11 protein-coding genes are annotated in these 13,338 nt (G+C 64.1%); 5 read left to right on the top strand and 6 right to left on the bottom strand.

Annotated features, from left to right (window positions below; all coding sequences use genetic code 11):
• Positions 1-5: 5 nt before the first annotated feature.
• Both N8H22_RS12050 and N8H22_RS12055 read right to left on the bottom strand, forming a co-directional pair.
• Positions 6-1,079, bottom strand: a complete 1,074-nt coding sequence (locus N8H22_RS12050) for a hypothetical protein (protein WP_264590753.1) — start codon at positions 1,077-1,079, stop codon at positions 6-8.
• Entirely contained in the window at positions 1,076-1,369 is a 294-nt protein-coding gene (locus tag N8H22_RS12055) for a PqqD family protein (protein WP_264590754.1), read from the bottom strand. Before N8H22_RS12055 ends, N8H22_RS12050 begins: the two co-directional genes overlap by 4 nt.
• Before the next feature lie 254 nt (positions 1,370-1,623).
• Between N8H22_RS12055 and N8H22_RS12060 the strand changes: the two genes are divergently transcribed.
• The gene (locus tag N8H22_RS12060; RefSeq protein WP_264590755.1) at positions 1,624-3,186 is read left to right on the top strand and encodes an ABC transporter substrate-binding protein; all 1,563 of its coding nucleotides are present in this window, start codon (positions 1,624-1,626) and stop codon (positions 3,184-3,186) included.
• A 58-nt stretch (positions 3,187-3,244) separates the two neighbouring features.
• Here N8H22_RS12060 and N8H22_RS12065 read toward each other — a convergent pair whose 3' ends face one another.
• Both N8H22_RS12065 and N8H22_RS12070 read right to left on the bottom strand, forming a co-directional pair.
• Positions 3,245-3,712, bottom strand: coding sequence for a hypothetical protein (locus N8H22_RS12065; protein ID WP_264590756.1), 468 nt, complete (start codon positions 3,710-3,712; stop codon positions 3,245-3,247).
• Between the two features lie 534 nt (positions 3,713-4,246).
• Positions 4,247-5,164 (bottom strand): LysR family transcriptional regulator, encoded by a 918-nt coding sequence (locus N8H22_RS12070; protein WP_264590757.1) that lies wholly within the window; start codon positions 5,162-5,164, stop codon positions 4,247-4,249.
• 102 nt (positions 5,165-5,266) lie between these two features.
• On the opposite strand from N8H22_RS12070, the gene N8H22_RS12075 reads away from it, so the two are divergent.
• The 4 genes from N8H22_RS12075 to N8H22_RS12090 are packed head-to-tail and all read left to right on the top strand — an operon-like array spanning position 5,267 to position 9,954.
• Entirely contained in the window at positions 5,267-6,505 is a 1,239-nt protein-coding gene (locus tag N8H22_RS12075) for a 3-hydroxyacyl-CoA dehydrogenase (RefSeq protein ID WP_264590758.1), read from the top strand.
• Positions 6,506-6,507: 2 nt separating this feature from the next.
• Entirely contained in the window at positions 6,508-8,298 is a 1,791-nt protein-coding gene (locus N8H22_RS12080) for an acyl-CoA dehydrogenase C-terminal domain-containing protein (protein WP_264590759.1), read from the top strand.
• Positions 8,299-8,322: 24 nt separating this feature from the next.
• Positions 8,323-9,486, top strand: coding sequence for an iron-containing alcohol dehydrogenase (locus tag N8H22_RS12085; protein WP_264590760.1), 1,164 nt, complete (start codon positions 8,323-8,325; stop codon positions 9,484-9,486).
• A 36-nt stretch (positions 9,487-9,522) separates the two neighbouring features.
• A complete protein-coding gene (locus N8H22_RS12090) occupies positions 9,523-9,954 on the top strand; it encodes a thioesterase family protein (protein WP_264590761.1) in 432 nt (143 codons plus the stop codon).
• A gap of 41 nt (positions 9,955-9,995) precedes the next feature.
• On the opposite strand, the gene N8H22_RS12095 is transcribed toward N8H22_RS12090, so the two are convergent.
• Complete coding sequence (locus N8H22_RS12095) at positions 9,996-10,457, bottom strand: glycine zipper domain-containing protein (protein ID WP_264590762.1); 462 nt, start codon at positions 10,455-10,457, stop codon at positions 9,996-9,998.
• A 201-nt stretch (positions 10,458-10,658) separates the two neighbouring features.
• Complete coding sequence (locus N8H22_RS12100; protein ID WP_264590763.1) at positions 10,659-13,220, bottom strand: PAS domain-containing protein; 2,562 nt, start codon at positions 13,218-13,220, stop codon at positions 10,659-10,661.
• Between the last annotated feature and the right edge of the window lie 118 nt (positions 13,221-13,338).

Raw genomic sequence — 13,338 nt, forward strand, 5'->3', positions numbered from 1 at the left:
CTTGATTACCTCGAGGTTGGCTGACCATCGTCGGTCGCGCTGGTGCGCTGGCCGGTGATGGTCATCTTCGCGACGTCAGCGATATGGGTTACTACGTCGATGCTGTGGCGGATGAACATCTGTCCCGGCGTACAGGCCTGCAGGGGTTCGGCTTCGATGCCTTGCAGCTGCTCCAGCAGCCGAGCCGGCATGTTGCAGCCGACCTGCGAGGGGAAATCGACCCAGGCCGGGAAGCGTGGATTCATCTCGAATAGCGCATGGGGCTTGCCCGGAACCTTGATGAACTCCAGTTCGAACGGTCCGGCCCAGCGCAGTGCTCCAATCACCCGGGCGACCAGCTCGTCGAGGTCCGGATCGGCCACGACTACACCGGCGAAGCCTTTGCCCGCTGAGGTGCGCAGCATCTTGCGGATCGTGCAGGAGGCGAGCAGGCCGCCCTTGCCGTCGCCGAGGCCGAGAATGTCGTACTCCTCGCCGACGACCATTTCCTGCACCAGAACCGGGGTGCCCCAGACGCGCGCAATGTCGTTGAACGCCTCGTACAACTCTTTGGGCGTCGTTGCCAGATGGGCTTCGTAGAAGCGGCCTTTTACGTAAACCGGGTAGCCGAGCTGCAGGGCGAGCGAGGCCAGGGTGTCCGCATCATTGGCCATGAGGGTTCTGGGCGTGGGCACGTCCAGTTCGCGGCAGAACTTGTCGAGGTTGGGCTTGGCGCGGTCATCCAGCGCCTGCTGGGTCGGCAGAACGCAGCCGATGCCGCGCGCTTTCAGTTCTGCTTGCAGTTCGATGTAGTTGTCCAGCTCCGAATCCAGGCAGGGGATCAGATAATCGATGGATTCCGTTTCGAGGATTTCGTCCAGTCGATCCAGCGTCGCCTTTGCGCCCGCTCCCGGGAAGGGCATCAGGTAGGCAACGTCCGGGCGACCGCCGTCGTGGCAGTAGAGGGCGCTTTCCAGCGGATCGTAGGACAGGCCGACAATGCGGATGTCGGGGAAGCGCCGGCGCAGACCCGCCGCCACTGCGGCGCCTGGCTGAGGATTGTTGCCTCGATGCAGCCCGGTGATGGCGACGCTGATCATGACGCGACCCTCAGCGGATGGCTCAGCCGGTCGAGTGGCTCCAGTGCCGCCAGGCTGTTGAGGAACAGCTGGGCATCCCGAGTCGCGGTTGCCCGGTCCAGCCCGTAGCGCTGTTGCAGCTGCTGTGGCAGGTCGGCAGGTGCGCCTCCGGCAGCCAGCGCTCGCAGCATGAAACTTCCGCTGGGATTAAGCCGAAAGAACATGCCCGTGACCTTGTCGAAGACAAACTCTTCGCCATAGAACTGCAGACGGTCGGGCTTTTCGCCGCTGGAAGAGTGCTGATTCGACATTGGACTACTCTGTCAAGGTGCTGCTTCGGGAAGGAATTTATCGCAAACGTCTTTAAAATAGCGCTAATCTACGCGCCAAAAGTTGACATTAGTCATTATCAATCGATATTTGCCGTTTTGTCGAAAAGGGTTGATTGGGATCAAAGGGCAGGTCGTATTGTACGATCAACATTAATGACAAAACATTAGTACCGCCTTTACTGATACAAGCTGTCGTGTAAGAAAAAATTTGCATGGGTCGAAGGAGGCCGGCGATGCACCACATGAAGAAAAAGCTGTTCACGGTATCGGCCATAGCGGCTGCGCTTCTACTCACCGGCTGTGCGGACAAACTGGTCGTTGCGTCTCACGCACGTCTGACCAATCTGGATCCGGTTACCAGTACCGCCTATGTGACGCGCAGCCATGGCTACATGGTGTACGACACGTTGTTCGCCCTGGATGAAAATCTGCGGCAGCGCCCGCAAATGGCCGAAACCTGGACCTCGTCCAGCGATCTCAAGACCTGGCACATCAAGCTGCGCGATGGGCTCAAGTGGCACGATGGCACCGCGGTCACGGCCGAGGATTGCGTCGCTTCGCTGGAGCGTTGGGGCAAGCGCGATGGCGCTGGTCAACAGCTGTTCAAGAACATCAAGAGCATCACCGTCGAGGACAATCAGAACTTCACCATCGTGTTGAACGAGGCTGATGTCGGCATCATCCGGACGTTGGGCAAGGTTTCGGTCAACGTACCGTTCATGATGCCCAAGCGCCTTGCCCAGACCGATGCGTTCACCCCGATTACCGAAGCGATTGGCTCGGGTCCGTTCATCTACCAAGCGGCGAAGAAGAGCGCGGACAAGGCGGTCTACGTCCGCAACCCGGACTACATGCCTCGCCGCGATCCGCAATCGCAGGCGGCGGGCGCCAAGGTGGCCGGCGTGGATGTCGTCGAATGGCGGTACTACCCGGCGCAACAGGATGCCGTGCAGAAGCTCATCGATGGCAAGGTTGACTATGTCGAATCGCCGTCCACCCGCCTCGTTTCGCTGATGGAAGGCAACCCGGACATCACCGTTGCCTCGACCGATCCGCTCGGCAACGTCGCCATGGCCCGCTTCAACCACCAGCAGGCTCCGTTCGACAACCCGGGCGTTCGCCGTGCCGTGCTGATGGCCATGCAGCAGGACGCCTATATGTCGGCGGCCCTGGGCGATGAGCGCTACTGGCGTAACTGCTACTCCGTATTCCCCTGCGGTACTCCGCTGGCCAACGAAGCGGGTAGTGAAGTCATGAAGCAGGGTGACCTGACGGCCGCGAAGCAGGCGCTCAAGGACGCCGGCTACGATGGCACGCCAGTGGTACTGCTCAACCCCACCGATACGCCGGTGATGGCGGCCTTCACCCAGGTCACTGCCGATCTGCTGCAGCAGCTGGGAATGGTTGTCGAGGTGCGCGACATGGATTGGGCGGCGCTGCTGGAGCAGCGTGAGAATCGCGCCTCGGTTGCCGATGGTGGCTGGAGCATGTTCCACACCTGGTGGAACGCGGTCGACCTGATCGATACCTCGGCGATCGCCTTCTCCGGCGATGCGAAGTCCGGCTGGTTCGGCTGGGCCGAAGACGCGGAGCTCGAACAGCTTCGCGCCAAGGCGGCCAAAGCGAGCGGCGCCGAGAAGGCTGCGCTGGCGGCGCAGATCCAGCAGCGCCTGTGGGACATCGGTGCCTTTGCGGTTCTCGGCCAGTTCTTTGAGCCGGTCGCTTTCCGCGCCGATCTGCAGGGCATCACTTCGCCGATGCAGTTCTACTGGGGCGTTTCCCACGAAGAGAAGTAACCTGCAAGCGTAGTCAAAAGGCCCGCCAATTGGCGGGCCTTTTACTTTCCGGAGCTGCCTATTGCGCGGGAGCGGGGCGCAGCCAGCCTGCGAGATCGAAGAACAGGTCACCGAGCTCGCGATAGGCGCCGGCAGCCGGGCTCCAGCGATCAACTACATGGTACTGGCCGTGGCGGGTGCCTTCGATGATCCATTGCCCGCCGTGGATGCCGTAGAGGTTGCCGGAGGTCGGCAACTTCCAGAAACCGGCCTTCTGCAACGCGGTCTGCAACCGCTGCCAGTCCTGCGACGACAACCTCTTTTGCGAATAGGCAATGGGTACGCCGGGGTCGCTGGCGCCCCAACCGGAAAGCTGGAAGGCATCGAGCGTGACGATGTCGTCGGTATGCGTGATGCGTACCGCTACCGGATGAGCTTGGCGGTTCAGCCAGAGAATTCGGTAGCTTTCGGACGTCAGGGGCTGGCCGCAGGACAGCGAAGGCTCGCCCAAGCGCGCCAGTGGGCCCGCGTACCAGCGCCGCCGCATGTCGTCGGAGCCTGGGTACTGTTTGGGAAAGGTACCCGCCGGGAAATAGTAGTTCTCCCCGGCGCACGTGGTGCTGGGTAGCGGCGGGTGCTGGCATCCCGTCAAGCCAAGCGCAGCGCAAAGCATCACCGCCGGTAGGCGAGTTCGAGAAATAGTGTGTCGCACTGCCATAGTTTGCTGCCCCGGAGCCTGGTCAATGAAGAACTGTGGCGCGATAAAGCACGTGGGTTGCTGACCAAACTCAAGCGTCGTGTTGATTTCTAGCCGGTTGCCTCGTGCTCATCGCCGAGGCGGTCGCACGCTAGCGCCTGCCAACTGTTATGGCAAATGTCTTACACGATGCGACGGCATTTCGCGCTGCCGGGATGAACTCCGGATGGTTAATCTGTGCCGGTCTCTGAAGCGCAGGACGCGCTCAGGATCAAGGATGATCGGCCATAGCCAGGAAGCCGCTCCGAACGGATCTCGGGATGGTCAGGAAAAACCCGCTTCGGCGGGTTTTTTGTTGTCTGCAGAAAACCAGCCGGTTAGCGGCTAGGGCGCGGCCACCGTGCTAACTGGCGATACACGGTCGATCTGCTCGATCAACCACTGCAGTGCTGCATCGTTTTGACGTTGCGCCACGCTGACGATATCCAGCTCGAAGCTACCCAGATCGAACGGCAGATCGAACAGTTGCAGCGGCAGCAGGGTAGCGAAATAGCGCGCCAGCTGGGCCGGCAATACCGCGGCGAGATCGCTGCTGGCGACGATGTGGGCGGCCTGCAGGTAGTTCGGCGTGGTGTAGACCACTTCGCGGCTCAGCCCCTGTTCTTCCAGCCATTGATCGACCATGCCGCGGGTCTGGCCGCCGTGCACCCAGAGGTGGCGCAGACGCAGAAAAGCATTCAGGTCCAGTCCCGCCATCAGCAGTGGGTGATCCCGGCGCACCGCCACCTGCAGCGTTTCGCTGGCCCAGCGGCGCACGTGAAAGCGTGACGGCACGTCGAGAAAGCGCCCGACCGCGACGTCGATTTCGCCATCGTCCAGCGCTTCGCCCGGCAAGGTCGGTGTCAGGTGCTGGATCGCCAGTTGAATTCCAGGTGCATGTTCGGCCAGGCGCCGCATCAGTGCCGGCATGCAGATCAGCTCGACGTAGTCGGTCACGGCGATGCGAAAACGCTGCTGGCTGCGCGCCGGATCGAAGGCTTCGCCGGCGATCAGGCTGTGTTCGATCTGTTGCAGCGCATGGCGGATTGGCGCTTCCAGTGCCAGCGCCCGCGGCGTCGGCTGCATGGCCCGGCCGACGCGAACCAGCAGCGGATCGTCGAGCAGTTCGCGCAGGCGGCCCAGGGCATTGCTCACCGCCGGCTGGCTGAGCGATAGGCGCTCGGCGGCACGCGAGACGTTGCGCTCACGCAGCAGGGCGTCGAGCACGCGAAGTAGGTTGAGGTCGAAGTTGTAGATATTCATTCGGTGAATCCGAAACATCACAAGACTAAATTTCAAAAATAGTAGCGTCTTCGTCTATGGTTGGTCTCCAGTTTTTCCAGCCTTGCAACGAGGACAGCTGCAATGAGCCAAACCCGCTTCGATATCCAGACCGCCGCCGTGATCGGCGCGGGCACCATGGGCCGCGGTATCGTCATGAGCCTGGCCAACGCCGGCGTGCAGGTGCGCTGGCTGGACAATAACCCCGAGATGCTCGAACAGGCCTTGGGCGTGGTGGCCGACACCTATGCGCACAACGTGCGTCAGGGTCGGATCGACGAGGCCGAAGCGGCGGCGCGCCGCGCCCGTATCGCCAAGGCGGCGGATTACCAGGCGCTGGCCGACGTGGACCTGGTGATCGAGGCGGTCTACGAGAACCTTGAACTCAAGCAGAACATCTTTCGCGAGCTGGACGGCATCGTGAAGCCGGCCGGCATCCTCGCCAGCAATACCTCGGCGCTGGATATCGATGCCATCGCCGCGGTCACTAAGCGGCCGGAGCAGGTCGTCGGTCTGCACTTCTTCAGCCCGGCGCACATCATGAAGCTGCTGGAGATCGTCCGCGGCGCGAAGACATCGAAAGCGGTGCTGGAGGCGTCCACCGCGCTCGGCAAGCGCATGGGCAAGGTCAGCGTGATCGCCGGCAACTGCCAGGGCTTCATCGGCAATCGCATGCTTGCCAGCTACGTGCGCGAGGCGCGGATGATGCTGCTCGAAGGCGCCTATCCGCATCAGGTGGACGCCGCGCTGCAGGGCTTCGGTTTCGCCATGGGGCCGTTCCGCATGTACGACGTGGTTGGCATCGACTTGGAATGGCGCGCCCGCCAGCTGGCCGGCAAGGGCCAGGATGAGCCCGAGGTGCAGGTCGACAACCGCCTCTGCGAGCTGGGCCGCTTCGGCCAGAAGTCGCGCATGGGCTACTACCGCTACGCCGAGGGCAGTCGCCAGGCCGAGCACGATCCTGAAGTGGATGCGCTGGTGCAGCGCGAGTCCGAGCGCCTCGGCTTTCAGCGTCGCGAGATCGGCAGCGAGGAAATCCTCGAGCGCTGCCTGCTGGCGCTGGTCAATGAGGGCGCCAAGATTCTCGAGGAAGGCATGGCCGAGTCCAGCGCCGATATCGACACCGTCTACCTCTACGGTTACGGCTTCCCTGCCGACGTCGGTGGGCCGATGACCTGGGCCGATCGTCAGGACCTGCCGGCCATTCGTGATCGCCTCAACGCACTGGCCGAGCGCCACGGTCAGCACTGGCGGCCGGCCGCGCTGATCGACAGCCTGGCCACCCACGGCGGCCGCTTCGCCGACTACCGGAAGGAGGCTTGAGCATGGACTACAAGGCCCCCCTGCGTGACATGCGCTTCGTGCTGCATGAGCTGTTCGACGCCACCGGCCATTGCGAATTGCTCGGCAACGGCCTGGACCGCGAGCTGATCGACGGTGTGCTGGAAGAAGCCGCGCGCTACACCGGCGGCGAGATCGCGCCGCTCAATCGCAACAGCGACGAAGAGGGCGTGACCCTGGAAAACGGTGAGGTCAGCACGCCGCAGGGCTTCGTCGACGCCTACAAGCAGTACGTGGACAACGGCTGGGCGAGCATGACCGGGCCGACCGAATACGGCGGCCAGGGCTTCCCGCAGCTGGTGGCCTGCAACTTCCACGAGATGCTGATGGCGGCGTCGCTGTCCTTTCGCATCTATTCCGGCCTGACCGAGGGCGCGGTGCTGGCGCTGTACAAGCACGGCAGCGATGAACTGAAGAATGCCTATCTGGAGAAGCTGGTCAGCGGCCGCTGGAGCGGCACCATGTGCCTCACCGAGCCGCAGGCGGGCACCGACCTCGCCCTGCTGCGCACTCGCGCCGAGCCGCAGGCGGACGGCAGCTACAAGGTCAGCGGCAGCAAGATCTTCATCTCCGGCGGCGAACACGACATGAGCGAGAACATCGTGCATCTGGTGCTGGCGCGCCTGCCGGATGCGCCGGCCGGGGTGAAGGGCATCAGCCTGCTCTTGGTGCCCAAGTTCATCGCCAATGCCGATGGCACGCCGGGCGAGCGCAACGCGCTGAGCTGCGGCGCCATCGAGCACAAGATGGGCATCAAGGGCGCGGCCACCTGCGTGATGAACTTCGATGGCGCCGCCGGCTGGATCGTCGGCGAGCCCAACCAGGGCCTGGCGTGCATGTTCACCATGATGAACGACGCGCGCTTCCAGGTCGGCTTGCAGGGCCTCGGGATTGCCGAACAGGCTTATCAGGGCTCGCTGGCCTATGCCCGTGAGCGCTTGCAGTCTCGTGGGTTGGCCGGCGCGCAGCACCCGGACAAGCCCGCTGACCCGATCATCGTGCACCCCGACGTGCGCCGCATGCTGCTGACGCAGAAAACCCTGGTCGAAGGCAGCCGCATGCTCGCCGCCTATTGCGCCCGCCAGCTGGACCTCGAGCACGGCCATCCCGAGCCGAGCTATCGCAAGGCGGCGAGCAAGCGTGCGGCGCTGCTGATCCCTATCGTCAAGGCGTTCTTCACCGATATGGGTCAGGAGGTGGCGAGCCTCGGTGTGCAGGTCTACGGCGGTCACGGTTATATCCGCGAGTGGGGCATGGAGCAGTTGATGCGCGACAGCCGCATCACCCAGCTCTACGAGGGCACCAACGGTATCCAGGCGCTGGACTACATCCGCCGCAAGCTGCTCGGTGACGGCGGTGCGGAGCTGTCGGCGCTGCAGGCGGAGTTCAGCGAGATTTGCGACCAGCAGATCGATCGACCGGCGCTGCACGAGCTGGCCAGCAAGGTGCAGACGCGTCTCGGCGAATGGCGCGAGCTGACGGCCGAGATCATCGCCGCCACCGGGCGTGATCCCCAGGAGATCGGCGCGGTGTCGGTGGATTTCCTGCAGTACTCGGCCTATGTCTTGTTGGCCGGCCTCTGGCTGCAGGCGGCGGCGCGGGCGCAGGATGCGCTGGAGCAGGGCGCCGGCGAGGAGGCGTTCTATCAGGCCAAGCTGGCCAGTGCGGATTTCTATCTGCGCCGTGTGTTACCGCGGGCGAGTGCACATCGGGAAGCCATTCAGGGGGGCGCGGATTGTTTGATGGCGCTGCCGGAAAGCGACTTCGCGTTTTGAGCCAATCGATCACAGGAGGCACCGATGCATCCGTTCAGTTTTGCCACAACCGCGCAATTGATCTGCGAGCCCGGCTCTTCGCGCCGCTTGGCCAGTCTCTGCAAGGAGCGTGGCGCACGCTCCGTTCTGGTCGTCACCGATCCGGGAATAATCCGCTTCGGCCTGCTCAACGAAGTCCTGCCAGGCTTCGGGAACGAAGGATTGCGGGTTGCCGTGTACGATCAGGTCATCGCCGACCCGCCCGAGCATATCGTCCTGGCCGCGGTGGAGCAGGCCAGAGCAGCTGGTGCTGACCTGGTCATCGGTTTCGGCGGCGGCAGTTCCATGGACGTCGCCAAGCTGGTCGCGTTGCTGGCCCATCCCGACTGCGCGCAATCGCTGCAGGACATCTACGGCGTCGGCAACGCCAGGGGCCAGCGCTTGCCGCTGATCCAGGTGCCGACCACCGCCGGCACCGGCTCGGAGGTCACGCAGATCGCCATCGTTACCACCGGCGAGACTACCAAGATGGGCGTGGTCTCGCCGCTGCTGCTGCCGGACCTGGCGCTGCTCGACGCCGACCTGACCCTCGGCCTGCCACCGGCGGTGACCGCGGCCACCGGCATCGACGCCATGGTGCATGCCATCGAGGCCTACACCAGCGCGCTGAAGAAGAACCCGATGTCCGATCTGCTGGCCCGTGAGGCGCTGCGCCTCTTGGCGGCCAATCTGGACGAGGCGGTGCACAACGGCAGCAACCGCGCGGCGCGTCAGGCCATGCTGCTCGGCGCCTGTCTGGCCGGTCAGGCGTTCGCCAACGCGCCGGTCGCCGCCGTGCATGCGCTGGCCTATCCGCTGGGCGGCAACTTCCATATCCCGCACGGCCTGTCCAACGCGCTGGTACTGCCGCAGGTGCTGCGCTTCAACGTCAGCGCGGCGGCCTCGCACTACGCCGAACTGGCGCCGATCATCCTTGGCGAGCGCCTGCGCGCGGATGATCCATCCAGCTATGCCGAGCAGCTGATCGAGGAGTTCGAGCAGATGAGCGCTCGCGTCGGCCTGCCGACCCGCCTGCGTGATGCCGGCGTGCCCGAAGAGATGCTGCCGCAACTGGCGAAGGAGGCGATGCTGCAGCAGCGCCTGCTGGTGAACAATCCACGCGAAGTCAGCGAGGCCGATGCGCTGGCGATCTACCAGGCCGCGTACTGAGCAGCGCCTCCCATCATCCTGCCGCCGAGAACGAACATGCCCGAGCAACCCAAGCACCTGCGCCACGACTACAAGCACTTCCAGGCGATCACCACGCGCTGGCACGACAACGACATCTACGGCCACGTCAACAACGTCACTTATTACAGCTTTTTCGATACTGCGGTGAATGGCTACCTGATCGAGCAGGGTGGGCTGAACATCCATGACGGTGAAGTGGTGGGCTTCGTGGTCAGCTCATCCTGTGATTACTTTGCGTCGATTGCCTACCCGGATGTGATCGAGGTGGGCGTGCGCGTTGCCAGGCTGGGCAGTTCCTCGGTGCAGTACGAACTGGCGGTCTTCCGTGAGGGGGAACACGAAGCCTGTGCGGCGGGCCGCTTCGTGCATGTCTTCGTCGAGCGGGCAAGCAACCGGCCCACGCCAATTCCCACCCGCTTGCGCGCCGCGCTGCAAGCGCTGGCCTGAGCAGGGCTCAAAAAAACCGGGCTGTTAGCCCGGTTTTTTGTTCAATGGTGATGGCGGTGCCGCTTCTTGTAGTGGCCCTTGCCCGGATGGCGGTGACGATGGCCGTCACGGTAGTAGCGCCGGTCGTCGCGATAGCGAGGGTCGTCATCGTCGCCGTAGGCGTTGCCGACTGCTCCACCGGCGCCGCCACCCAGCGCTGCACCGATCAGGCCTCCAGTGCTGCCACCGACGCGCTGACCGATCACGTTGCCGCCCGCTGCGCCGAGGCCGCCGCCGATGGCCGCCTCGGTACGGCTGCGCTTGTCTGCGCCGACCACGCCGCCTGCGGCGCCGCCGACACCGGCACCGATGGCGGCCCCGGTGGAGCCGCCCAGATGTTCGCCCACTACCGAGCCCAAGGCGCCGCCCAGCGCGCCGCCGACTGCCGCTTCGGTGTTGCTTCCAGCAAATGCGGCGCTGCTGAGCAGGCTCGCGGATAACAGCAGAATCGATGAATACTTCATCAACGAAACCTCAGAGTGGATTGCGCCGCGATCCTTACCTGCCGCAGGGCATGTGCGCAAGCGCCACGCGATGAAAGGTGGGGCATTTAACAGATTGCGTAAGTATTTGTTTTAAATGGGAACTTCCCCTAAGCGAAGCGGTCGAACCGGGCTTGGTCCGGCGCCCCTGAGAGGGCGCACTGTTTCGCTACTACGCCCATTTCAGGGCGCAATACCGTCCGCCAGGATGGTGCGGATCCGCTGCGCCAGCTGCTCGATGGTGAACGGCTTGCTGATCATGTTCATGCCGCGGTCGAGGAAGCCGCTGCTGGCAGCCTGTTCGGCGTAGCCGGTCATGAACAGTACTGGCAATTGCGGCCGCTGCTGGCGCGCGACATCGGCCAGCTGACGGCCGTTCATCCCTGGCAGGCCGACATCGGTGACCAGCAGATCGATGCGCTCTTCCGATTCCAGAATGGACACCGCCGCGTTGCCCTCGGCGGCCTCCAGAGCGCGATAACCGAGCATTTCCAGCACATCGAGTACCAGCAGGCGCACCGCCGGGTCGTCCTCGACCACCAGCACGCTCTCCCCCTGTTCGGCCCGCAATACCGCGCCGGAGCCATCAGGCATCGGCGTGGATGGCGCCGTTTCGGCATGGATCGGCAGGTACAGCCTGACCTCGGTGCCGCTGCCCGCCTCGCTGGTGATCTGCAGGTGACCACCGGCCTGGCGGGCGAAACCGTAGATCATCGACAGACCAAGGCCGGTGCCCTGGCCGATGGGTTTGGTGGTGAAGAATGGCTCGAAAGCGCTGGCCAGTACCTTGGGCGTCATGCCGCAACCGCTGTCGACAACGTTGAGGGTGATATAGCGCCCGGCCGGCAGCTCGCCAACCTGATGGGAGCGCTCGAGGCAGACATTGGCGGTGCTGATGCGCAACGTGCCGCCGTCGGGCATGGCGTCGCGGGCATTGATCACCAGATTGAGCAGGGCACTTTCCAGCTGGTTGTCGTCACTGTGCGCCGGCCACAGATCGGCTTGCAGGTGGGTTTCGATCTGGATATGGCTGCCGAGCGTGCGGATCAGCAGGTCGTGCATCGACTCGATCAGGGTATTGAGCTCGACCCGCGTGAGATTCAGTGGCTGGCGGCGGGCGAATGCCAGCAGGCGGTGGGTCAGTGCCGCGGCGCGATTGGCGGAGGTCACCGCCGCATCGATGAAGCGCTGGGTTTCAGCGTGGCGTCCGGACTGGATGTAGCGCTGAATCAGGTCCAGACCGCCGATGATGCCGGTGAGCATGTTGTTGAAGTCATGCGCGATGCCGCCGGTGAGCTGTCCCACGGCTTCCATCTTCTGCGCCTGGCGCAGGGCGTCCTGCGCCTGTTCGCGGCTGGCCATTTCCTTGAGCAGCCGTTCGTAGACTTCGGCCAGCGCCTCGGTGCGCTCCTGGATGCGGCTTTCCAACGTCTCGTTGAGTTCGCGCAGGGCCTGTTCGGCACGCCAGCGCTCGGTGACATCAAGGGCCATGACGAAAAAACCCAGCACCTTGCCGCTGGCATCACGGCGCGGCAGGTAGTGCACCAGCGACTGTCGTGGCTGGCCGTCGCGATGCGGGCTATAGGCTTCGAAGGTGATGTCCTCGCCGGCCAGCGCGGCGCGAATATTGTCGCGGCGCAGGGCGTAGCCGCGTTCGCCAAGGACCTCGCGCACGGTCTTGCCGCGCAGCCATTCGGGCGAGTGGCCGAACCACTCCTCGTAGTAGCGGTTGTTGAAGCGAAAGCGTTCCTGGTCGTCGATGTAGCCGATCATCAGCGGCAGCGCGTCGGTGATCAGCTTGATCTCGGCCTCGCTCTTGCGCAGCGCCTCCTCACTGGCATGCTGGCGACTGATATCCATGACCGCGCCGGGAAAGCGCAGCACTTTGCCGTCTTCGTCGTAGTGGCAGCGTCCGCGTGCCTGTGCCCAGCGTGATCGACCGTGGTCATCCAGCAGGCGATAGCGCTCGGCGAAGATGCCCGAGCCGGTGATGCAGTGCTGCATCGCGGCGAGTACGCGAGCGCGATCTTCTGGGTGGACGTGGGCGAGGAAGGGCTGTACCGAGAGACTTTGCTTGGCGCCCGGATAGTCCTCCTGCGGCACGTGACAGAGCAGCTCGACCTGATCGGACGGGGTGCCCGCCTGTACGTCCCAGTCCCAGATACCGATCAGGTCGCTGGCCTCCAATGCAAGGTGCAGACGGTGCTCGCTGAGGCGATAGGCTTCGGCGCTGAGCTTGTAGCGCATGGCGGCCTGCGACAGCCGCGCTTCGGTGCGCATGCGTTCGCTGGTTTCGTTGAGGCACAGCAGCAGGCCGACAATCTCACCGTGACCGTCACGGATCGGGCTGAGCGCCATGTCGAACCAGGCATCTTCCGGTTCGTGGTGGCGTTCGATCAGCAGGTGGCGGTTGTGCAGCATGCGTGCTTCGCCTCGCCTTACGGCGTCGCAGGCTGGCTCGAGCAGCTCCCAGATGGCGCCCCAGGCCTGGCACGCGGGGCTCCCCAGTTCGCCGGGGTGGCGCGTACCGATCAGCGCGGCGTGGGCGTCGTTGTACAGCTGCACGCCGTCGCTGCCCCAGAGGATGCACATCGGCACTGGGGCCTCGAGCATCGTGTCGACCAGCAGGCGCAAGGCCTGCGGCCAGCCGGTTGGCGATCCAAGCGCAGTGCCCCGCCAGTCGTGTCGGCGAATCCGTTCGCCCATGTCGCTACTGCTGTGCGGCCAGCGCTCAGCTGTTGCCATTACCTGTTCCATCTTTTCTGCACCGTGGCCGATCGTTAGCAGCCGTGAAATTACGTCGGGCCATACGCGCGGCGTCGCGGCCTGAAGGTGGCGGTGTTCGAGTCTCGCCGGCATGCCT

Source organism: Stutzerimonas sp. S1 (assembly GCF_025966695.1).
Lineage (GTDB): Bacteria > Pseudomonadota > Gammaproteobacteria > Pseudomonadales > Pseudomonadaceae > Stutzerimonas.